Source organism: Citrobacter sp. VF227 (assembly GCF_052950715.1).
In genome coordinates, this window is the sequence record NZ_JBRFVF010000002.1 from 934,560 (window position 1) to 955,012 (window position 20,453).

The window sequence follows — 20,453 nt, forward strand, 5'->3', positions numbered from 1 at the left end:
TAAAAGCTTATCCAACCTGGTGCCATATCTCTCTACGAAGAATTTACGAGGCCCGAACTCTTTTTACAGCTGAGGGCGTCCCTGACGGCACGCCCTGTGGTTTACGCCCGAAGGGACATTTAGCTGAATGTTATTTCTATCACTCCCAGGCGCGCTCAGATTTCGCAGCGTCAAACTGCGGCGGCGGTTTGCGAAAGCGTCCGGTCAGGTACGCGAGATAAATCAGCCCTAGCCCGGCCCACACCAGCCCAAGCGTCAGCGATGTCACCTCCAGGTTCACCCACAGTACGGCAACGGTAGCAGCGCCGACCATCGGCAGTACCAGATAGTGCAACTTTTCCTGCCAGGTATGCTTACGTCCTTCACGACGCCAGAAGTGGTTAAACACGGAAAGATTAACGAACGTAAAGGCCACCAGCGCGCCAAAGTTAATCAACGCCGTGGCGGTCACCAGGTCAAAAAACAGCGCCGAGAGTGCCACAATCCCGACCATAATGACGTTCAGCGCAGGCGTGCGCCATTTCGGATGGACATAACCGAAGTACTTCTCCGGAAAGACATTATCGCGGCCCATCACGTACAGCAGACGCGAAACGCTGGCATGCGACGCCAGACCGGATGCCAGCGTATTCACAAAGGTGGTACACAGAAAAATAGACTGGAACAGTTTGCCGCCGACGTACAACGCAATCTCCGGCAGCGCTGCATCCGGATCTTTAAATCGACTAATGTCCGGGAAGAACAACTGCATAAAGAACGAGGCGGCAATGAAGATCAGTCCGCCGTACAGCGCGGTGAGAAAAATGGCTTTCGGGATAGTACGTGCGGCATCTGGCGTCTCTTCTGAAAGCGTCGTCACCGCATCAAAACCGAGAAACGAAAAGCAGACGATGGTCGCCCCGGTAATAATCGGGATCAGATGCGCATTCTGACTGACAAACGGTTGCAGCGACCAGACGGTGCCGACCCCTTCGCCTTTATGCAGCCCCTGCACCACAAGGAAAATGAATACCACTATTATCGCGACCTGCACCAGTACAAACAGTGCATTAAAGTTCGCCACCAAATTAACGCTTTTCAAATTTGCCGCGGTGAGGATCGCCACGAACACCACCACCCAAATCCATGGCGCAACCCCCGGGAACAGCGCGGAAAGGTAAATTTTCGCCAGCAGAACGTTAATCATCGGCAGGAAAAGATAATCAAGCAGTGACGACCAGCCAACCATAAACCCCACATGCGGGTTGATCGCTTTTTGCGCATAGGTGTAAGCCGAACCGGCTTGTGGAAACTGGCGTACCAGCTTGCCGTAACTGATGGCGGTAAACAGTACACCCGCCAGAGCCAGCAGGTAGGACGCCGGAACATGACCATTACTGATACCTGAAACAATGCCAAAGGTATCAAACACCGTCATCGGCGTGAGGTAAGCCAGCCCCATCACCACCACCTGCCACAGCTTGAGAGATTTGCGCAGCTGTGCTTTGCCTGGCTGGGCTGCGAGATCCGCAGAAGAATTAGTCGACATAGCTTTCCTCCCCGCTACGCGCCCAGATCTGCGTTCGAAACGTGGGTACAGCAGATCGGGGTCGTGTCGGGGCGAACCGCCAAAAATAAGATGTTAATGTCATACGGTACAAAAGTGGTCCGTAATTACTGCGGGAGCCATGGATGCTCACGCGGGGCGGGTTTTTAAACATTGGCATCATCACATTTCCTCGTCACAAACTCTGTCGGTTATCTGAAGACCCGTTGTCGCCCGCGCTCCATTACGCGACATCCGGGAAATGGCAGGTAGTCCTGCAATTTTGACGGGCTGGCTCCGCTCAGCCCGCATGATGCGACTTCTTTTTAAATGGCCTGCAGGGTAGTCAGGCGTTTTTCAACATCCACTCAATTTCCGTGTCGGTAATCAGGCGTTCAAACTGGATCAGCTCATCGTTTTTACAGGCGTGGTATACGTGGCTAAAACGTTCACCAAGTAATTCGCGCAAGCGATCGTTTTGCATAAACTCCCACAGCGCATCGCTCTGACGGATAGGAAACGGTAACCCTTCCTGTTCCAGGCCGTTACCTTCCACCTCTTCCTGCAACGGCAGATCGTTATCCAGACCGTGAAGGATCCCGGCCAGAATGGTCGACATTACCAGATACGGATTGGCATCCGCCCCCGCCACGCGATATTCAACCCGATGGTTATCACGATCGCCGCAAGGAATGCGCAGCGCCACCGTACGATTGTTATGCCCCCAGGAAGCCTGGGTTGGAACATACATCCCCGGCTGGAAGCGGCGATAAGAGTTCACATTCGGCGCCAACAGCGCCATTGACGCGGGCATCAGATCAATCATCCCGGCAAGCGCACGCTTAAGTAACGCAGAATCATCGCCATTCGCATCGGCCAGTACGTTCTCGCCTTTATTATTCATAATGCTGATGTGGATATGCATCCCGCTCCCTGCATGCTCCTCATAAGGTTTTGCCATAAACGTGGCATGCATCTTGTGTTTCTCCGCCACCAGCCGTACCAGGCGTTTCAGTGCCAGCGCATCGTCGCAGGCGTCGAGCACGTTATCGGTATGGTAGAGGTTGATTTCAAACTGCCCGGGAGAGGCTTCAGCCACTGCACCGTCAGCCGGGATCAATTGTAAACGGGCCAGTTCATCAATATCGTTCAGGACATCTGCAAAGTGGTTCAGGTTATCAACGGAGTAAACCTGGCTTTGAGTATTACGATCGTCCGTACCCGGCGCGCACGGCGGCTGCAGATAACCTTCAGGATCGCGCTTACGATCGAGTAAATAGAACTCCAGCTCTACCGCTACGACGGGGAACAGACCGCGCTGGCGAAGTTTCTGCCAGAGTCGGTTCAGAACGTTCCGCGGCTCAACGTCAAAGGGAGCGCCATCTTCATCCAGCATCGTCAGCATCATCTGCGCAATAAATTCCGGATCGGCAGCCGAAGGGGTTAATGTGCCTGGTACCGGTACACAGGTCCGATCCGGCTCGCCAAGCTCCTGACCTAATCCCGCCTCTTCGACCACATTGCCGAGAATATCCATCGCGAAAACGGATGCCGGAAAATAGCAGCCTTTCTCTAACTTATGTAATCCCGCAACCGGAAGGCGCTTACCGCGAAAACACCCATTAAGATCGGTTAACAGCACATCCACATACTGCGTATTGGGATAGCGTTCCAGATACTGCTTAACCTCACGCGCAAACGCGCTACTTCGTCTCTCTTCAGAATGCTGCACAAAATTCTCAACTTCTACGATATTGGTTTCCATGATTCACCGCCGTTGGCCTGTAAGCTGTTCTGTGATTTGACTGTTAAATATAATGTCCACCCTTCGACTCTGGATGCAAATAAATTGTTTGTCAAATGTTAAATTAAGTTTGCTAGAAGGTTATTCCACTGCTAGATTGAGAAAATAATGAACGGAATGGCACAACATGGAACCGTTTGGCAATAATTTATTCCAAAACGTGAGGTCGATCATGGGCAATATATTTGACAAGCCAGTTATTGGTGTAGTGATGTGTAGAAACAGGCTTAAGGGTCATGAGACCCAGACTCTGCAAGAAAAGTACCTGAATGCGGTATTACATGCCGGTGGATTACCGATAGCGCTGCCTCATGCACTCGCGGAACCCGAATTACTGAACGCACTGTTACCAAAACTAGATGGTATCTTCCTGCCTGGAAGCCCAAGCAACGTGCAGCCGCACCTCTATGGTGAAAATGGCGATGAGTCTGACGCCGATCCCGGGCGTGATCTTCTGAGCATGGCGCTAATTACCGCCGGGCTCGAAAGGCGCATTCCCATTTTCGCCATCTGCCGGGGCTTACAGGAATTAGTTGTCGCCACTGGCGGGACTCTGTATCGTCGCCTGTGCGATCACTCACAGTTTCTGGAACATCGTGAAGATGCGGAACTCCCGGTGGAGCAGCAATATGCGCCATCTCATGAAGTTCAGGTTCAACAGGGAGGATTGCTATCTCAGCTAATACCAGGTTGCAGCACGTTTTGGGTTAACTCCTTGCATGGTCAGGGTGCAAAAACCCTTGGCCCGCAGTTGCGCGTGGAAGCACGCTCGCAGGACGGATTAGTGGAAGCAGCCAGCGTTCAAGACCATCCTTTCGCGCTCGGCGTGCAGTGGCACCCGGAATGGAACAGTAGCGAATACGCCCTGTCGCGTATGTTACTTGAAGGTTTTATCACCGCTTGTCAGAACCACCTCGCTGAAAAACAGCGACTCTGACTACTACAGTTAAGGAAATGCAATTATGAGCGATGACGGCCTGGCGCCGGGTAAACGTTTGTCAGAGATCCGCCAGCAATTGGGTCTTTCGCAGCGTCGTGCCGCCGAACTGTCTGGGTTAACGCATAGCGCCATCAGCACCATAGAGCAGGATAAAGTTAGTCCTGCCATCAGTACGCTGCAAAAGCTATTGAAAGTCTATGGGCTGTCGCTCTCCGAGTTCTTCGCGGAACCGGAAAAGCCTGACGAACCGCAGGTGGTTATCAATCAGGAGGATTTGATTGAGATCGGAAGTCAGGGAGTATCCATGAAGCTGGTACACAACGGCAATCCGAATCGTACGCTGGCAATGATGTTTGAGACCTATCAGCCAGGCACGACAACCGGGGAGAGAATTAAACATCAGGGTGAAGAGATTGGCACAATACTGGAAGGTGAAGTGATACTGACCATCAACGGTCAAACGTATCATCTTGTTGCAGGACAAAGTTATGCCATTAACACCGGCATACCCCATAGCTTCAGCAACACCTCGGCAGGGATCTGCCGCATCATCAGTGCCCACACTCCCACCACATTCTAATTAGTACCGGCCTGAGTTTCTCAGGCCTTCTTAAATAACGCGCATTAACAGGGTACATCCCTGGGGCATCGTGCAGCCTGATTTTGCCTGAATAGATCAGCAACGAACTTTATCTTATTGATATAAAAGGGGTAGCTATGAACTTTCAGAATCTTAAATATTGGCGTGAGAAAGCCAGCCATTATTCGCCAGAAACCCGTTTATTTATTAACGGCGAATATTGCGCGGCCGCCGATAACGAAACCTTTATTACGCTGGATCCAGCAGGACAGCGCCCACTGGCGAAAGTCGCCCGCGGCAAAAAAGCGGATGTAGACCGCGCGGTCACCGCAGCCCGCAGCGTCTTTGAACGTGGGGACTGGTCGCAAGCATCACCCGCAGAGCGCAAAGCAGTACTGCACACGCTCGCGGATTTAATGGAGCAGCATCACGAGGAGCTGGCGCTACTGGAAACACTCGACACCGGTAAACCTATCCGCCATAGCCTGCGTGATGATATTCCAGGCGCAGCGCGCGCCATCCGTTGGTACGCCGAAGCGATAGATAAAGTCTATGGCGAAGTAGCCACCACCTCGGTAAACGATCTGGCGCTGATTGTGCGCGAGCCGGTGGGTGTAATTGCGGCTATCGTGCCGTGGAATTTTCCCCTGCTGCTGGCCTGCTGGAAGCTAGGTCCGGCATTGGCTGCGGGCAACAGCGTGATCCTCAAGCCTTCGGAGAAATCACCGCTGACCGCGATTCGCCTGGCCGCACTGGCTAAAAAAGCAGGTTTGCCCGATGGCGTGCTCAGCGTTGTGAGCGGATACGGTCATGAAGCAGGCCAGGCGCTGTCTCAGCACCCGGATGTCGATGTGATCACTTTTACCGGATCGACTCGCACCGGCAAACAACTGCTCAAGGACGCTGGCGACAGCAATATGAAACGCGTCTGGCTGGAAGCCGGCGGTAAAAGCGCCAACATCGTGTTCGCTGACTGCCCGGATCTGCCGAAAGCCGCCGCCAATGCCGCGGCAGGTATTTTCTATAACCAGGGCCAGGTTTGTATTGCCGGTACGCGTCTGCTGCTGGAAGAGAGTATTGCCGACGAGTTCATCGCGCTTTTAAAAGAACAGGCGAAAAACTGGCAGCCGGGCAACCCGCTGGATCCGGAAACCACGATGGGCACGCTTATCGACAACACGCATGCCGACACCGTACACAGTTTTATTCGCGACGGTGAAGCGCAAGGCACGCTGGCGCTGGATGGCCGCAGCCACGTACACCCGGCGGCCATCGGCCCGACTATTTTTGTCGACACCGCGCCGCAAGCCCACGTCAGTCGCGATGAGATCTTCGGGCCGGTACTGGTCATCACCCGTTTTAGCAGTGAAGCCGAAGCTCTGGCGCTGGCCAACGACAGCGACTACGGTCTGGGCGCCGCAGTCTGGACCCGTGATTTGTCGCGCGCGCACCGCATGAGTCGCCGCCTGAAGGCCGGTTCCGTCTTCGTGAACAACTATAACGACGGTGATATGACCGTGCCATTCGGCGGCTATAAACAAAGCGGTAACGGACGCGATAAATCCCTGCATGCGCTGGAAAAATTTAGCGAATTAAAAACCATCTGGATCTCCCTGGAGTCTTAATCATGACTGAACATACCAGCAGTTATTACGCCGCAAGCGCCAATCAGTACGAACCGTTTCCTACCCTTAGCGAATCGGTGAGCTGTGATGTTTGCGTTGTCGGCGGCGGTTATACCGGACTCTCCTCTGCCCTACATTTATCAGAGATGGGTTACGACGTAGTGCTACTGGAATCCGCACGAATTGGCTTCGGGGCCAGCGGGCGCAACGGCGGCCAGTTGGTAAACTCCTACAGTCGCGATATCGACGTCATTGAACGCACCTACGGCCCGGACGCCGCTAAAATGCTTGGCAGTATGATGTTTGAAGGCGGCAATATCATTCGCGAACGTATCAAACGTTATCAGATCGACTGCGACTATCGTCCTGGCGGGCTGTTTGTGGCTCTGAACCACAAGCAGATGGAAACGCTGGAGGAGCAGAAATCGAACTGGGAACGCTACGGCAATACGCAGCTTGAACTGTTAGACAGCAGCGAAATTCGCCGCGAAGTCAGCAGCGATCGTTATGTCGGGGCACTGCTCGACCACAGCGGTGGTCATATTCATCCGCTCAACCTGGCGATTGGCGAGGCTAACGCCATTCGTCTGAACGGTGGGCGCGTCTTCGAACAATCGCCTGTGACGCGTATTCAGCACACCACCCCGGCGGTAGTTAGCACCGAAAAAGGTCAGGTTACGGCACGTTTTGTGATTGTCGCGGGCAACGCCTACCTCGGCGACAAACTGGAACCTGCGCTGGCAAAAAGCAGCATGCCATGCGGCACGCAGGTGTTAACCACCGAACCGCTGTCGGCGGAGATGGCGCGCTCGCTGATCCCAAAAAACTACTGTGTGGAAGATTGTAACTACCTGCTGGATTACTACCGTCTGACCGGCGATAACCGCCTGCTGTACGGCGGTGGCGTAGTCTACGGCGCCCGCGATCCGGACGATATTGAGCGTCTGGTGATGCCGAAACTGCTGAAGACCTTCCCGCAATTGCAGGGGGTAAAGATTGATTACCGCTGGACCGGTAATTTTCTGTTAACCCTGTCGCGCATGCCGCAGTTCGGTCGTCTTGATAGCAACATTTACTATATGCAGGGCTACAGCGGCCACGGCGTGACCTGTACTCACCTGGCCGGACGCCTGATTTCCGAACTACTGCGCGGGGATGCCGAGCGTTTTGACGCGTTCGCCAAACTGCCGCACTACCCGTTCCCGGGAGGCCGCAGCCTGCGCATTCCGTTTACCGCCATGGGAGCGGCATATTACAGCTTACGCGATCGCCTTGGGGTTTAAGTTCTTCCGCGATAAACCCGACGCACAGGGTGGTCCCCCCTGTGCGTTTTTTTATTGCCAAAAAGCGAAAAACAGATAACAGGCACGAAAATATCGCAATAGGACATAACCACATGTTTTGCATTGTTTCTCCCCGCTAATCGGATAGGCTTTTTTAGATTATCGCTGGCGGCGTACGCCAGAACTCAACGGGGGAAGAAACGCGTGTTATGAATACGAATAACGAGGAGACCTTTTATCAGGCGATGCGCCGCAAGGGCGTGAGCAGACGCAGTTTTCTTAAATATTGTAGTCTCGCGGCAACATCGCTAGGGTTGGGAGCCGGAATGACGCCCAGAATCGCCTGGGCGCTGGAAAACAAACCCCGGATCCCGGTCGTCTGGATCCACGGTCTGGAATGCACCTGCTGTACCGAATCATTTATCCGCTCCTCTCACCCACTCGCCAAAGACGTCATCCTCTCTCTGATTTCCCTTGATTACGACGACACCCTGATGGCAGCCGCCGGAACACAGGCCGAAGAGGTTTTTGAAGACATTCTAAGCCGCTACCACGGCCGATACATTCTGGCAGTCGAAGGTAATCCTCCTCTGGGAGAACAAGGGATGTTCTGCATTAGCGGCGGGCGACCGTTTATTGAAAAACTGAAAAGAGCCGCCGCCGGAGCCAGCGCGATCATCGCCTGGGGCACCTGCGCCTCCTGGGGCTGCGTGCAGGCTGCGAGGCCTAACCCAACCCAGGCCACTCCGATCGATAAAGTGATTACCGATAAGCCGATCGTGAAAGTGCCCGGCTGCCCGCCGATTCCGGACGTCATGAGCGCCATAATCACCTACATGGTGACGTTTGACAGACTGCCTGAACTCGACCGTCTGGGGCGTCCGCTGATGTTCTACGGTCAGCGTATTCACGACAAATGTTATCGCCGCGCCCACTTTGACGCTGGAGAGTTCGTTGAAAGTTGGGACGATGACGCTGCCCGCAAAGGCTATTGCCTGTACAAAATGGGCTGCAAAGGGCCAACCACCTATAACGCCTGCTCCACTACCCGCTGGAATGGCGGTGTTTCTTTCCCCATCCAGTCCGGTCACGGTTGTCTGGGGTGTTCGGAGAACGGCTTCTGGGATCGCGGTTCGTTCTACAGCCGCGTGGTCGATATTCCACAGATGGGCACCCATTCAACCGCCGACACAGTGGGCCTCACCGCGCTCGGCGTGGTGGCGGCCAGCGTCGGCGTCCATGCGGTTGCCAGCGCCGTCAATCAACATAACCGCCACAAACAGCAATTAACTGAAGCCGAACAACCGCAGCCGGACAAAGAGGATAACCAGGCATGAGCAATTCGTATCAAACCCAGGGATACACGTTAAACAATGCGGGTCGCCGTCTGGTTGTGGACCCAATAACCCGCATTGAAGGACACATGCGTTGTGAAGTGAACATTGATGAGCAGAACATCATCACCAACGCGGTTTCCTGCGGCACCATGTTCCGCGGACTGGAAATCATTCTGCAGGGGCGCGACCCACGTGACGCCTGGGCGTTTGTCGAACGTATTTGCGGAGTATGCACCGGCGTACATGCCCTGGCATCGGTGTATGCCATTGAAGATGCTATTGGCATCAAGGTACCCGACAACGCCAACATCATTCGCAATATTATGCTGGCCACACTCTGGTGCCACGATCACCTGGTACACTTTTACCAGTTAGCCGGAATGGACTGGATTGACGTTCTGAATGCCCTAAAAGCAGACCCGCGCGCCACATCACAACTTGCCCAAAGCCTTTCCGCCTGGCCAAAGTCCTCCCCAGGCTACTTCTTTGACGTCCAAAATCGCCTGAAGAAATTTGTCGACGGCGGTCAGTTGGGGATTTTCCGCAACGGTTATTGGGGTCACCCGCAGTACAAACTGTCGCCTGAGGCTAACCTGATGGGTTTTGCCCATTATCTGGAGGCACTCGATTTTCAGCGCGAGATCATAAAAATCCATACGGTGTTCGGCGGTAAGAACCCGCATCCTAACTGGATTGTCGGCGGTATGCCGTGCGCGATTAATATCGATCAGCGCGGCGCGGTAGGTGCGGTTGATATGGAACGCCTGAACCTGGTGCAGTCGATAATCACCCGCACCGCCGACTTCATCAACAACGTCATGGTTCCGGACGCACTGGCTATTGGCCAGTTCAATAAGTCCTGGAGCCAGATTGGCACCGGGCTTTCTGATAAGTGCGTTTTGAGCTATGGCGCGTTCCCGGATATCGCTAACGACTTCAGCCAAAAGAGTCTGCTAATGCCGGGCGGTGCGGTGATTAACGGTGATTTTAAAAACGTGCTGCCAGTGGATCTGGCCGATCAACAGCAAATTCAGGAGTTTGTCGATCATGCCTGGTACCGTTATCCGGACGATCAATTAGGCCGTCACCCGTTCGAAGGGATCACTGAACCCTGGTATAACCCGGGTGATGTCAAAGGCAGCGATATTGATATTCAGCAGCTCAACGAACAGGAACGCTATTCGTGGATTAAAGCTCCGCGCTGGCGCGGACATGCCATGGAAGTTGGCCCACTGGCGCGCACGCTGATTGCCTATCACAAAGGGGATGCCGCCACGATTGAATCCGTCGATCGCATGATGTCTGCCCTCAAGCTGCCGCTGTCAGGTATGCAGTCAACGCTGGGGCGTATTCTGTGTCGCGCACACGAAGCCCAGTGGGCCGTGAGCAAACTGCAATATTTCTTCGACAAGCTGATGACTAACCTGAAAAACGGCAATCTGGCAACCGCAAACACCGAAAAATGGGAGCCAGAGAGCTGGCCGCAGCAGTGCCGCGGGATCGGTTTTACCGAAGCACCGCGCGGCGCGTTAGGTCACTGGGCATCGATTCGCGACGGGAAAATCGATCTCTATCAGTGCGTGGTGCCGACCACCTGGAATGCCAGCCCACGCGATCCAAAAGGACAAATTGGCGCTTACGAGGCGGCATTGATGGGTACTCAAATGGCGATTCCCGATCAGCCATTGGAGATCCTGCGCACTTTGCACAGCTTCGACCCCTGCCTGGCATGTTCAACACACGTGCTCGGCGACGACGGCAGCGAACTCATCGCCGTCCAGGTTCGCTAATCGCTGAGGAAAGGAACGATGACTGGAAAGACATCCCCCCGCGCCGGGGAGGCGCGTGATACCGCTATCAGCCACTATGTGTTTGAAGCACCTGTGCGCCTGTGGCATTGGCTGACGGTCGGCTGCATGTTGGTGTTGATGGTGACCGGCTACTTCATTGGCCGACCACTGCCGTCGGTCAGCGGCGAGGCCACATATCTGTTCTATATGGGCGACATCCGGTTGGTGCATTTCGCCGCCGCCATGGTGTTCACGGTGATCCTGCTGGGTCGCATTTACTGGGCCTTCGTCGGGAACCGCTATTCGCGCGAGCTGTTTATCGTGCCGGTCTGGCGTCGTAGCTGGTGGCAGGGCGCGTATTCGGTGGTGCGTTGGTATCTGTTTCTGGAGAAAAAACCGGGAAATGATATCGGCCATAACCCCGTCGCACAGGCGGCAATGTTCGGCTATTTCCTGCTCTCCGTTTTTATGATCCTCACCGGCTTCGCCTTATACAGCGAGCACAGCCAGTACGCCATTTTTACCCCTTTTCGCTATGTGACGGAGTTTTTCTACTGGACCGGCGGGAACTCTCTCGACATCCACAGCTGGCATCGGCTGGGAATGTGGTTCATTGCGGCCTTCATTGTTGGTCATGTCTACATGGCGATTCGCGAGGACATCATGTCTGACGATACCGTCATCTCCACCATGGTCAACGGCTACCGTAGCCACAAATTTAACCGTCGTCAGCACGACAAGGAGGCGTTATGAGTGAACCACACGTCATCGTGATGGGTCTAGGCAACCTGCTGTGGGCAGACGAAGGATTTGGCATTCGCGTCGCCGAGCGCCTGTACGCCCATTATCACTGGCCGGAATACGTTGAAATCGTCGACGGCGGCACGCAGGGACTGAATCTGCTGGGCTACGTTGAGCAGGCCAGTCATTTGCTACTGTTGGACGCCATCGACTACGGACTCATGCCGGGTACCCTGCAAACCTACGCCGGTGAAAAAGTCCCCAGTTACCTCAGCGCCAAAAAAATGAGTCTGCACCAGAACAGTTTCTCCGAAGTGCTGGCGCTGGCGGACATTCGCGGTCATTTGCCCCCGCACATCGCCCTTGTAGGACTTCAACCGGTACAGCTGGACGACTATGGCGGCAGCCTGACCGACATCGCCCGCGCTCAGCTTCCGGCGGCGGAGCAGGCCGCACTTACGCAACTGGCTGCGTGGGGGATTGTGCCACAGACCAACGATGACACGCGTTGCCTGAACTATGAATGTCTGTCGATGGAAAACTATGAAGGCGTGCGTATTCGCCAGTATCGCGTAACGCTGGAGAGATAAGCAAGATGTTGAATGACAACCCGTTTTCTACTCTATGGCAACGTATGATAGCGCGAGGCTGGCAGCCGCTAAACGCCTCCGAACTGGATGACTGGGTAACCCACGTTCGCGACGGTGTGGTGCTGCTCAGTAGCGATCCCCGCCGGACCCCCGAAGTCAGCGATAACCCGGTGATGATTGCTGAGTTGCTCCGCGAGTTTCCCCAGTTTGACTGGCATATCGCCATGACGGATCTTGAGCACAGTGAGGCGATTGGCGATCGTTTTGGCGTATTCCGCTTTCCAGCCACACTGGTGTTTATCCACGGCGAATTGCGCGACATTCTCAGCGGTATCCACCCGTGGGCCGATCTGCTTAACCTGATGCGCCCGTTAGTTGAACCACACATGCCGCCGGAGTCCGTACGATGAGCGACACTTTTTTTCATCTTCTGGGGCCGGGGACGCAGCCAAATGATGACAGCTTCAGCATGAATCCTTTGCCCCTTACCTGCCAGGTTAACAGCGACCCCAGCATGGCGTCCCTGGAAAACTGCCCGCACAGTCCGGCGGTAATGGGATTGTTAGCCGATGTGCGCCACCAGCTCAGGAGGTGTATTCCGGCCAAACAGGACGTGCTGGGGTGGGAATTATCCGCGCTCAACGCAGACGATCTCACGTTTTTAAATACGCTACTCGGCGAAGGCGAAGTTTCAGTGCGCATCCAGCATGCTGACGGCAGAACGAGCGAAATTCAGGAGTCGATTTTCTGCGGTATCTGGCGGGTACGTAGTCAGAATGACAAGGGACAGTGGGAGGAGCATCTGGAAGCAGGTAGCGCGCCGCGGGCGCTGTGGCTGGCGGCAACATTCAATACACTGCCGGACGACAGCTTGTTGCCCCCGCCGGTGGACGGGCTAATGAATGGCCTGACGCTGGCACAGGAACTGCTGGCGCACGTGCGCGATCCGGCCTTGCAACCCCATAGCATTAACCTCACCCAACTTCCGATTAGCGATGCGGATCGCCTGTTTCTTGCTCGATTATGTGGCGAAGGACGCATCCAGATCCGCACTATCGGTTACGGCGAGAGCCAAATCGACGCCACGGCGCTGCGCCATGTCTGGCATGTGCGCTGTCTGGATACCCTGAAAGGGCTTCTGCTCGAAAGTTATGAGATCTGCCCATTACCAGAGCTGGTGCAAGCTGCGCCGGAAGATCTTCGCGACTCGCTCCAGCGCCTGGATGAAGTCTGCAGCTGGCTGGCATCCGGCCCACCGGCCTGAACATTCTCTTCGGACCCGCGTATTTTTTGCAGCGGGTCTGACGTTTTCTTCCTTACCTATTCTCTCTCTAATGCCTGATGGAGTTCGCATGTGGGACGTCATTGACTTATCGCGTTGGCAGTTTGCGCTGACCGCGCTATACCATTTTCTGTTTGTTCCCCTGACGTTGGGGCTGATTTTTATGCTGGCCATCATGGAAACCATTTATGTGGTGACCGGCAAAAAAGTCTACCGCGACATGACACGTTTCTGGGGTAAGTTATTTGGGATTAACTTTGCGCTCGGCGTGGCGACCGGCCTGACCATGGAGTTTCAGTTCGGTACTAACTGGTCGCTGTATTCCAACTACGTGGGTGATATTTTCGGCGCGCCTCTGGCAATGGAAGCCCTGCTGGCCTTCTTCCTCGAATCGACGTTCGTTGGTCTGTTCTTCTTCGGCTGGCAACGCTTAACCAAATACCAACACCTGATGGTCACCTGGCTGGTCGCGTTTGGTTCTAATATCTCGGCCCTGTGGATCCTCAACGCCAACGGCTGGATGCAATATCCCACCGGCGCTCACTTTAATATTGATACCTTGCGTATGGAGATGAGCAGCTTTAGCGAGCTGGTCTTTAACCCCATCAGCCAGGTGAAATTTGTACATACCGTGATGTCCGGTTATGTCACAGGCGCTATGTTTGTGATGTCCATCAGCGCCTGGTATCTACTGCGAGGTCGCAATCGCGAGTTCGCCCAACGCTCCTTCGCAGTGGGCTCCGTCTTTGGCACGTTGGCGATTCTCGGCACCCTGCAACTGGGTGACAGCTCAGCCTATGAGGTGGCACAACGCCAGCCGGTAAAACTGGCAGCAATGGAAGGTGAATGGCAGACCGAGCCAGCACCAGCCCCCTTTCATCTGATCGCCTGGCCGCAGCAAGAACAAGAACGTAACGCCTTTGCCGTGAAGATACCGGCTCTGCTGGGCATCCTGGCGACGCACTCTTTAGACACGCCTGTTCCCGGGCTGAAAAACCTGATGGCGGATGCTCTCCCCCGCCTGCAACGAGGTCGGGAAGCGTGGCTGCTGATGCAGGAAATCGCCAAAGGTAACCGTACGCCACAGGTGCTCAAGGCGTTTTACGACGTGGAAAAAGATCTGGGTTACGGCATTCTGCTGGCAAACTACGCGCCTGATATGAACCATGTCACTCCTGAGCAATATCAGGCAGCGCAACGCGGCGCAATCCCGCAAGTTGCGCCGGTATTCTGGAGCTTTCGCATCATGATTGCATGCGGTTCGCTGCTGTTGCTGGTAATGGCGATTGCGCTAATACAAACCTTACGCAGGCGCATCGACCAGCATCGCTGGGTGCTGCGCATGACGCTGTGGAGCTTGCCGCTACCGTGGATTGCCATTGAAGCTGGCTGGTTTATGACGGAGTTTGGCCGTCAGCCGTGGGCGATTCAGGATATTTTGCCAACCTGGTACGCCCACTCCGCGCTGACCGCAGGCCAGTTGGCCTTCTCCATGGGGCTAATCCTGACGCTTTACACTTTGTTCTTAATTGCAGAGGTCTACCTGATGCAGAAATACGCGCGTCTGGGCCCGGATACGATGCAACGTCAGCAACCGGCGCAACAACAGGGATAAAGGAGATAATCATGTTGGATTATGAAACGTTGCGGCTCATCTGGTGGCTGCTGATTGGCATCATCCTGGTGGCATTTATGGTCACCGACGGGTTTGATATGGGGGTTGGTTGCCTGTTGCCGCTGATCGCGCGCAACGACGAGGAACGTCGGGTACTAATCAATAGCGTCGGGGCGCACTGGGAAGGTAATCAGGTGTGGCTCATTCTGGCGGGCGGCGCATTATTCGCAGCCTGGCCGCGGGTCTATGCCGCCGCATTTTCGGGGTTTTATGTGGCGATGATTCTGGTGTTGTGCGCGCTCTTTTTTCGCCCGCTGGCCTTTGATTACCGTGGAAAAATAGCCAATGCACGCTGGCGCGCCATGTGGGACACAGGGTTGGTGATCGGCAGTCTGGTGCCGCCGGTTATCTTCGGCGTGGCGTTCGGTAATCTGTTTTTAGGGGTACCTTTTCTCTTCACGCCACAGCTTCATGTGCACTATCTGGGTACCTTCTGGCAGCTACTTTCTCCTTTTGCCCTGCTGTGCGGCGCATTAAGCCTGATGCTGGTTATTCTGCAGGGAGGCGTGTGGTTACAGTTGAAAACCGACGGCATACTTCGCCAGCGTGCGTTATCTGCCACCCGCCGCAGCGCGATGCTGGTAGTGCTCTGTTTCCTGCTAGCCGGATACTGGCTGTGGACGGGGATTGACGGCTTTGTGCTGCTTAACCAGGATCCTAATGGTCCTTCTAACCCGCTATTAAAAGTCGTAACGATCGCACCGGGCGCGTGGATGGGGCACTTTGAAAACTCACCTTCACTGCTGTTGATCCCGCTATTGGGCATGATTTTCCCGATGCTGACACTCTATACCTGCGACCAGCATCGGGCCGTGTGGGGATTTTTGTTTGCTTCGTTGACTCAGGCCTGCGTGATCTTCACCGCCGGCATTACCCTGTTTCCATTTGTGATGCCTTCAAGCGCGTATCCGCTCTCCAGCCTGACGGTGTGGGACAGTACCTCCAGCCAGATGACGCTCAGCATCATGCTGATTATTGTGCTGATTTTTTTACCGATCGTTCTGCTTTATACCGTGTGGAGTTATTACAAGATGCTGGGGCGCATAAATGTAGAAACGATCCGCCGCGACAACCACGAACTTTATTAGGGAGGAGTGTACGATGTGGTATCTATTTTGGTTTGTCGGCATTCTGCTGATGTGCGCGCTCTCCACACTGGCGCTGGTCTGGCTTGAGCCACGGCTGAAATAATCCTGAAACCGGAGGGAGCGATGGACTGTCTCCGGTTTATTTTTGATTGCTGCAAGCCATACCGTATTTAAATATTATTTTCCTAAAACCATGCAGGTTTATGCTACACCTAAGATTTAATTATACTCCTGCCAGTTTACACAACCTGATTTATAAATCAGGATCGCTAATCTGGTGACTCACCATCCAGTATAATTTCCAGCTAATGAACAAGGTTGTCCATGAAGTATTTAGTAGCAGTGTTAATCCTTTCTTATTCAACATTTGCGATGTGTAGCGAGAAAACGTTGTATGCGATCAATCCGACCGCATTCGTTTATCATGCCTATAATCCAGCCAAAAGCTATACCCAATATTTTCAGAATCAGTATGTTGCTTTTGAGAGAAGGCTTAGCCCGGATTCTGACTATAGTTTGGCCATCGGCTCACTGAAAAATAGTTTTGCTGACAGATGTTTACTGCTAGGCGTACGCAAAGACTGGATTACCGAGGGACGCTGGATCTTTAAAGGTGGATATGCCTATGCCGGGGAGTTTTTCCTCAACACCTTTAGCCATTGTGGCGATGAAGGAGTCTATAAAAACATTAAGGATGTTACCGGCATAGGATTTGCACCTTACATCTATCATGCTTTGCAATATAACATTAATAAATCTGCCAGTGTTGAAGGAGGGGTGATATTACCTGGGATTGTTATTTTCAGCGTACAACTGCACTTTTAGTAATGGATATCCAATTGTTATCTCAATTATCACAAAATAAGATAATTTTATTTAGCCATTAATACCACAATCATTATTTAGTTGATAAATCTCATCAACTCCCCTCCGAATTCATATAACACAGACAAAAATTTTCACGGTATATAGTTAGTTATGAAAGTAAAAACATTGTTATATTCCTGGCTGTTAATCAACTCAGGCGCGTCAGCGCAGCCTTTGACTATTGATCCCCAAGATATTGCTGGCAATTTTCCCGATAACGCCACCTCCAAAATTACCGCCATTGCCGAAAATGGTTCTCATGCGGTGGGAACGGTCACCATCAAGCAAAACAGCCAGGCGTTTATTATCAATCTGGATAATCTTATTGCGCATGATTTAGGTACGTTGCAAAGTGATAACCAAGGGTATTCAGAAGCAACCTCCATTTCCAATGACGGGAGCGTTATTGCAGGTTGGGCGGATACCAATACCAGCAGAAGCCAGGCCTTTGTTTTCCGCATTGGCGATACGCATCTGACGCCAATCGGTACTTTCAGGGCGAATAATATCGGTTATTCCAGCGCTCATGCCTTATCGGGTGACGGTCAGGTGGTTGTTGGAGAGGCTGATGTCGACGCTCGTTATTCTCACGCTTTTCGTTATCTGGTGAGCAGTGGCAGCCTGAGCGATCTGGGCACACTTCGCGCTAAAAATCAGGGTTATTCTTCGGCCACCGCGATTTCAGATGATGGCAGCATTCTTACTGGAAATTCAGATACCGACTACGGTAGCAGTCAGGCCTTTTTCTATCGTGATGGAAGTACTCACCTGACAGGGATAGGGACGCTACGCAGTGACAATAAGGGCAGTTCACAGGCGACAGCCATTTCTGCCGATGGAAAAATCATCGTCGGCTCCGCACAAACCGACAGAGGTGTCAGCCAGGCATTCCGCTATTCTATCGATGAATTACAGATGACAGGATTAGGGTCGCTGCGCGCTGATAATAGCGGTTCTTCGCTGGCCCTGGCCACTTCGGCCGATGGTAACGTCATTGTCGGGAACGCCGCCAGCGACAGTGGCGGGATACAAGCATTTTTGTATAATGCAGGCGATCGGCGCATGACCAATCTTGGATCGCTGCAAACAGATAATAACGGTCCTTCCTACGCTTATGCCATTTCTGCTGATGGTCAGGTTGTTGTCGGTAGCGCGCATACCGATTCAGGCGATTCCCAGGCATACCTGTACCGTCAGGGAAACGCGAAGATGACGGGACTCGGGACTTTACGCCGGGACAACAGCGGCAGTTCTGTGGCGCGGGTTGTTAATCACGATGGAACCCTTATTGCAGGCAGTGCTGACACTGATGCAGGAGAAACTCACGCCACTCTCTGGAGAATAAAATACCCCGCGCCTGTTCCTCCGGTAAATCCCCCCGTGGCACCACCACCGGTTAATCCGCCCGTGACACCACCGCCGGTTAATCCGCCCGTGACACCACCTCCGGTTAATCCGCCCGTGACGCCGCCAGCGGTTAATCCGCCCGTGACACCGCCAGCGGTTAATCCGCCCGTGACACCGCCAGCGGTTAATCCGCCCGTGACGCCGCCACAGGACATCCCTCAGGAAAAACCGGAGATCACTATCATTGATGTTATCAATAGCCGCCAGGCAATGGCCGACACAGCAAAGAGAAGCTACCAGGTATTGGATTTATACCAGCAGGCATTAACATCACTGTCGGACCAACGTTGCTATAGTACCCCTGGCAACCGTTACTGCCTGAAGTCTTTTTTCCAGGCCGACGCGATGCAAGGCAATCGCCGGGATAGTGCGGGCTTCAATGCCAGTATGTCACTTCTCGCGGATGGTTCACTGGTATCGGGGATCGCATTGAGTTTTCCGCTCGGAGGCAGGATCAACGATAATTATCGTTTTCGTAACAACCTACACCCTGGTATCGCCGGATATCTGCAATACCACCGGGGAACACAACCCGCAGGATTGACTGTCGCTCTCTCAATGGCAGGGATCCGGGATAACGTTACTATCCAACGTAATACACGAGCTAACACCGAGGCAGGAAAAGGTCACTCGACCATTAAGGGTTATACTGCATCGGCCGAGGCAAGTTATACCTTTGTCGTCTCGGAACCGTTTTTTTTCAGCCCATTTACCGGGCTTCGGTATTCATCCTTAACCCGCGATGGCTATCAGGAGAACAGAGATATAGCCTTCCCTGCACATTTTGAGCGACTTGAAATAGCCACAACAGAATTACAGACCGGGCTCAAAACTCAGTATCAGCTCGCCAAAACGCTCAGGCTCAATTCGCAATTCGGCGTCAGCACCAATCTCTCCAGCCGTTCTAATGGCTTTCAAGGGGATATTGAATATGCCGGGGGATTCAGCAACAAACCTCATGAAAATCATAGATTAAGACCATTCATGGCGATAGGCCTGACGGGTAACGTGACCGCGAATGCCGCCTACACGTTACAGGCGGGGTATCAGAAAAATAGCAGCAATAAAGGCAGCACGCAGGTCGGTTTTAATTTCTCACTAGGATGGTAGCTGGAAATGTAATTTAATTATGCCCTTTTCATCAGCTCTGCAAGACGCTTAATCTGCCGTCCCTGGTTATCGAAATTCCCCTCATCGAGCCACATATCGTAGGCGGGTCTGAGCGTCGGGTACTCCCCGTCAATGATTGAGTACCATGCAGTATCACGATTACGTCCACGGGTAACGATAGCCTGACGAAATATGCCTTCAAAACTGAAGCCAAAGCGCTCTGCCGCTTCACGGGAAGGCGCATTTAAAGCATCACATTTCCATTCAAAACGACGATAGCCCAGGTCCTCAAAAACGTACTTTAAAACCAATGACATGACTTCCGTTGACGCTCGCGTGCGTTTCATCAGAGGGGAGTAAGAAATGTGCCCAACCTCAATCACACCATTGGAGGGATCAATACGCATAAGCGCAACCGTACCCAAAGGTTTCATACTGGCTAAATCGATCACGGCAAAATGCATGGGATCTGTTTGTTCTTCAATCTTTTTTAAATAAACGAAGAAGGCATCAAAGGTCTCAAAGGGTCCTACCGGCAAGTAAGTCCAGTCGCGAAAATCACTCGCTTCGCAGTACGCTTCGTAAAGACCCTTTGCATGGCGAGCGGCGTTAATACGTTCAAGCTGGCAATAGCGACCTGTAATTTGTTGAGCCTCGGGAAAAGGGGCTCCACGCCAGTCAGACAAAGACATACCAATGGGTTGATGGAATTGATTAAAGATGTCTGACATATCCGTACCTCTTACAAAACAGGATTAAACCCGCGCAGAGTATGATCAAACTGACCAGGCCAAAAGAACCACAATGCG

18 protein-coding genes are annotated in these 20,453 nt (G+C 53.3%); 15 read left to right on the plus strand and 3 right to left on the minus strand.

Going from position 1 to position 20,453, the window contains the following annotated elements:
- Positions 1–139: 139 nt before the first annotated feature.
- Positions 140–1,528 carry an APC family permease gene (locus ACU8YC_RS11900; RefSeq protein ID WP_151224814.1) on the minus strand — a complete coding sequence of 463 codons (1,389 nt, stop codon included), beginning with the start codon at positions 1,526–1,528 and terminating at the stop codon, positions 140–142.
- Positions 1,529–1,871: 343 nt separating this feature from the next.
- The gene (locus tag ACU8YC_RS11905) at positions 1,872–3,290 is read right to left on the minus strand and encodes a glutamine synthetase family protein (RefSeq protein ID WP_151218541.1); all 1,419 of its coding nucleotides are present in this window, start codon (positions 3,288–3,290) and stop codon (positions 1,872–1,874) included.
- A gap of 211 nt (positions 3,291–3,501) precedes the next feature.
- Between ACU8YC_RS11905 and puuD the strand changes: the two genes are divergently transcribed.
- From puuD to ACU8YC_RS11980, 15 genes are all read left to right on the plus strand, one after another.
- Positions 3,502–4,266 (plus strand): gamma-glutamyl-gamma-aminobutyrate hydrolase, encoded by a 765-nt coding sequence (gene puuD, locus ACU8YC_RS11910; RefSeq protein ID WP_151218540.1) that lies wholly within the window; start codon positions 3,502–3,504, stop codon positions 4,264–4,266.
- A gap of 25 nt (positions 4,267–4,291) precedes the next feature.
- Complete coding sequence (puuR, locus tag ACU8YC_RS11915; protein ID WP_006685847.1) at positions 4,292–4,849, plus strand: HTH-type transcriptional regulator PuuR; 558 nt, start codon at positions 4,292–4,294, stop codon at positions 4,847–4,849.
- Between the two features lie 137 nt (positions 4,850–4,986).
- Positions 4,987–6,474, plus strand: coding sequence for an aldehyde dehydrogenase PuuC (puuC, locus tag ACU8YC_RS11920; protein ID WP_151218539.1), 1,488 nt, complete (start codon positions 4,987–4,989; stop codon positions 6,472–6,474).
- Positions 6,475–6,476: 2 nt separating this feature from the next.
- Positions 6,477–7,757: an NAD(P)/FAD-dependent oxidoreductase gene (locus tag ACU8YC_RS11925; RefSeq protein WP_151224813.1), complete on the plus strand. Its 1,281-nt coding sequence runs from the start codon at positions 6,477–6,479 to the stop codon at positions 7,755–7,757.
- A gap of 209 nt (positions 7,758–7,966) precedes the next feature.
- The gene (hyaA, locus tag ACU8YC_RS11930) at positions 7,967–9,094 is read left to right on the plus strand and encodes a hydrogenase 1 small subunit (RefSeq protein WP_151218537.1); all 1,128 of its coding nucleotides are present in this window, start codon (positions 7,967–7,969) and stop codon (positions 9,092–9,094) included.
- Complete coding sequence (gene hyaB / locus ACU8YC_RS11935; protein WP_286540318.1) at positions 9,091–10,884, plus strand: Ni/Fe-hydrogenase large subunit; 1,794 nt, start codon at positions 9,091–9,093, stop codon at positions 10,882–10,884. The genes hyaA and hyaB overlap by 4 nt, the downstream gene beginning before the upstream one ends.
- 18 nt (positions 10,885–10,902) lie before the next feature.
- On the plus strand, positions 10,903–11,637 hold the full coding sequence (gene hyaC, locus ACU8YC_RS11940; protein WP_151218536.1) for a Ni/Fe-hydrogenase b-type cytochrome subunit: 735 nt from the start codon (positions 10,903–10,905) through the stop codon (positions 11,635–11,637).
- Positions 11,634–12,215, plus strand: coding sequence for a hydrogenase 1 maturation protease (gene hyaD / locus ACU8YC_RS11945; protein ID WP_151218535.1), 582 nt, complete (start codon positions 11,634–11,636; stop codon positions 12,213–12,215). Before hyaC ends, hyaD begins: the two co-directional genes overlap by 4 nt.
- Positions 12,216–12,220: 5 nt before the next feature.
- Positions 12,221–12,625: a hydrogenase-1 operon protein HyaE gene (gene hyaE, locus ACU8YC_RS11950; RefSeq protein ID WP_446895364.1), complete on the plus strand. Its 405-nt coding sequence runs from the start codon at positions 12,221–12,223 to the stop codon at positions 12,623–12,625.
- Complete coding sequence (locus ACU8YC_RS11955; protein WP_446895365.1) at positions 12,622–13,479, plus strand: hydrogenase expression/formation protein; 858 nt, start codon at positions 12,622–12,624, stop codon at positions 13,477–13,479. Before hyaE ends, ACU8YC_RS11955 begins: the two co-directional genes overlap by 4 nt.
- 88 nt (positions 13,480–13,567) lie before the next feature.
- Entirely contained in the window at positions 13,568–15,112 is a 1,545-nt protein-coding gene (gene appC / locus ACU8YC_RS11960) for a cytochrome bd-II oxidase subunit 1 (protein ID WP_151218532.1), read from the plus strand.
- An 11-nt stretch (positions 15,113–15,123) separates the two neighbouring features.
- A complete protein-coding gene (gene appB, locus ACU8YC_RS11965; protein WP_151224807.1) occupies positions 15,124–16,260 on the plus strand; it encodes a cytochrome d ubiquinol oxidase subunit II in 1,137 nt (378 codons plus the stop codon).
- Positions 16,261–16,273: 13 nt separating this feature from the next.
- Positions 16,274–16,363, plus strand: coding sequence for a cytochrome bd-II oxidase subunit CbdX (cbdX, locus tag ACU8YC_RS11970; RefSeq protein ID WP_151218531.1), 90 nt, complete (start codon positions 16,274–16,276; stop codon positions 16,361–16,363).
- Positions 16,364–16,584: 221 nt separating this feature from the next.
- The gene (locus tag ACU8YC_RS11975) at positions 16,585–17,085 is read left to right on the plus strand and encodes a hypothetical protein (protein WP_151218530.1); all 501 of its coding nucleotides are present in this window, start codon (positions 16,585–16,587) and stop codon (positions 17,083–17,085) included.
- A gap of 216 nt (positions 17,086–17,301) precedes the next feature.
- The gene (locus ACU8YC_RS11980) at positions 17,302–19,644 is read left to right on the plus strand and encodes an autotransporter domain-containing protein (RefSeq protein WP_446895366.1); all 2,343 of its coding nucleotides are present in this window, start codon (positions 17,302–17,304) and stop codon (positions 19,642–19,644) included.
- Positions 19,645–19,661: 17 nt separating this feature from the next.
- Here the strand turns inward: ACU8YC_RS11980 and ACU8YC_RS11985 are convergent, their stop codons facing one another.
- A complete protein-coding gene (locus tag ACU8YC_RS11985; protein ID WP_446895367.1) occupies positions 19,662–20,375 on the minus strand; it encodes a GNAT family N-acetyltransferase in 714 nt (237 codons plus the stop codon).
- Positions 20,376–20,453 lie beyond the last annotated feature (78 nt).

Excerpts from the sequence above, each read along its gene's own strand:
- puuC (WP_151218539.1), top strand. The coding sequence starts at position 4,987 with ATGAACTTTCAGAATCTTAAATATTGGCGTGAGAAAGCCAGCCATTAT.
- hyaB (WP_286540318.1), top strand. The coding sequence starts at position 9,091 with ATGAGCAATTCGTATCAAACCCAGGGATACACGTTAAACAATGCGGGT.
- ACU8YC_RS11985 (WP_446895367.1), bottom strand. The coding sequence starts at position 20,375 with ATGTCAGACATCTTTAATCAATTCCATCAACCCATTGGTATGTCTTTG.
- hyaA (WP_151218537.1), top strand. The coding sequence starts at position 7,967 with ATGAATACGAATAACGAGGAGACCTTTTATCAGGCGATGCGCCGCAAG.
- ACU8YC_RS11905 (WP_151218541.1), bottom strand. The coding sequence starts at position 3,290 with ATGGAAACCAATATCGTAGAAGTTGAGAATTTTGTGCAGCATTCTGAA.
- ACU8YC_RS11900 (WP_151224814.1), bottom strand. The coding sequence starts at position 1,528 with ATGTCGACTAATTCTTCTGCGGATCTCGCAGCCCAGCCAGGCAAAGCA.
- ACU8YC_RS11975 (WP_151218530.1), top strand. The coding sequence starts at position 16,585 with ATGAAGTATTTAGTAGCAGTGTTAATCCTTTCTTATTCAACATTTGCG.
- cbdX (WP_151218531.1), top strand. The coding sequence starts at position 16,274 with ATGTGGTATCTATTTTGGTTTGTCGGCATTCTGCTGATGTGCGCGCTC.
- ACU8YC_RS11925 (WP_151224813.1), top strand. The coding sequence starts at position 6,477 with ATGACTGAACATACCAGCAGTTATTACGCCGCAAGCGCCAATCAGTAC.
- hyaD (WP_151218535.1), top strand. The coding sequence starts at position 11,634 with ATGAGTGAACCACACGTCATCGTGATGGGTCTAGGCAACCTGCTGTGG.
- hyaC (WP_151218536.1), top strand. The coding sequence starts at position 10,903 with ATGACTGGAAAGACATCCCCCCGCGCCGGGGAGGCGCGTGATACCGCT.
- puuD (WP_151218540.1), top strand. The coding sequence starts at position 3,502 with ATGGGCAATATATTTGACAAGCCAGTTATTGGTGTAGTGATGTGTAGA.
- appB (WP_151224807.1), top strand. The coding sequence starts at position 15,124 with ATGTTGGATTATGAAACGTTGCGGCTCATCTGGTGGCTGCTGATTGGC.
- hyaE (WP_446895364.1), top strand. The coding sequence starts at position 12,221 with ATGTTGAATGACAACCCGTTTTCTACTCTATGGCAACGTATGATAGCG.
- puuR (WP_006685847.1), top strand. The coding sequence starts at position 4,292 with ATGAGCGATGACGGCCTGGCGCCGGGTAAACGTTTGTCAGAGATCCGC.
- appC (WP_151218532.1), top strand. The coding sequence starts at position 13,568 with ATGTGGGACGTCATTGACTTATCGCGTTGGCAGTTTGCGCTGACCGCG.
- ACU8YC_RS11955 (WP_446895365.1), top strand. The coding sequence starts at position 12,622 with ATGAGCGACACTTTTTTTCATCTTCTGGGGCCGGGGACGCAGCCAAAT.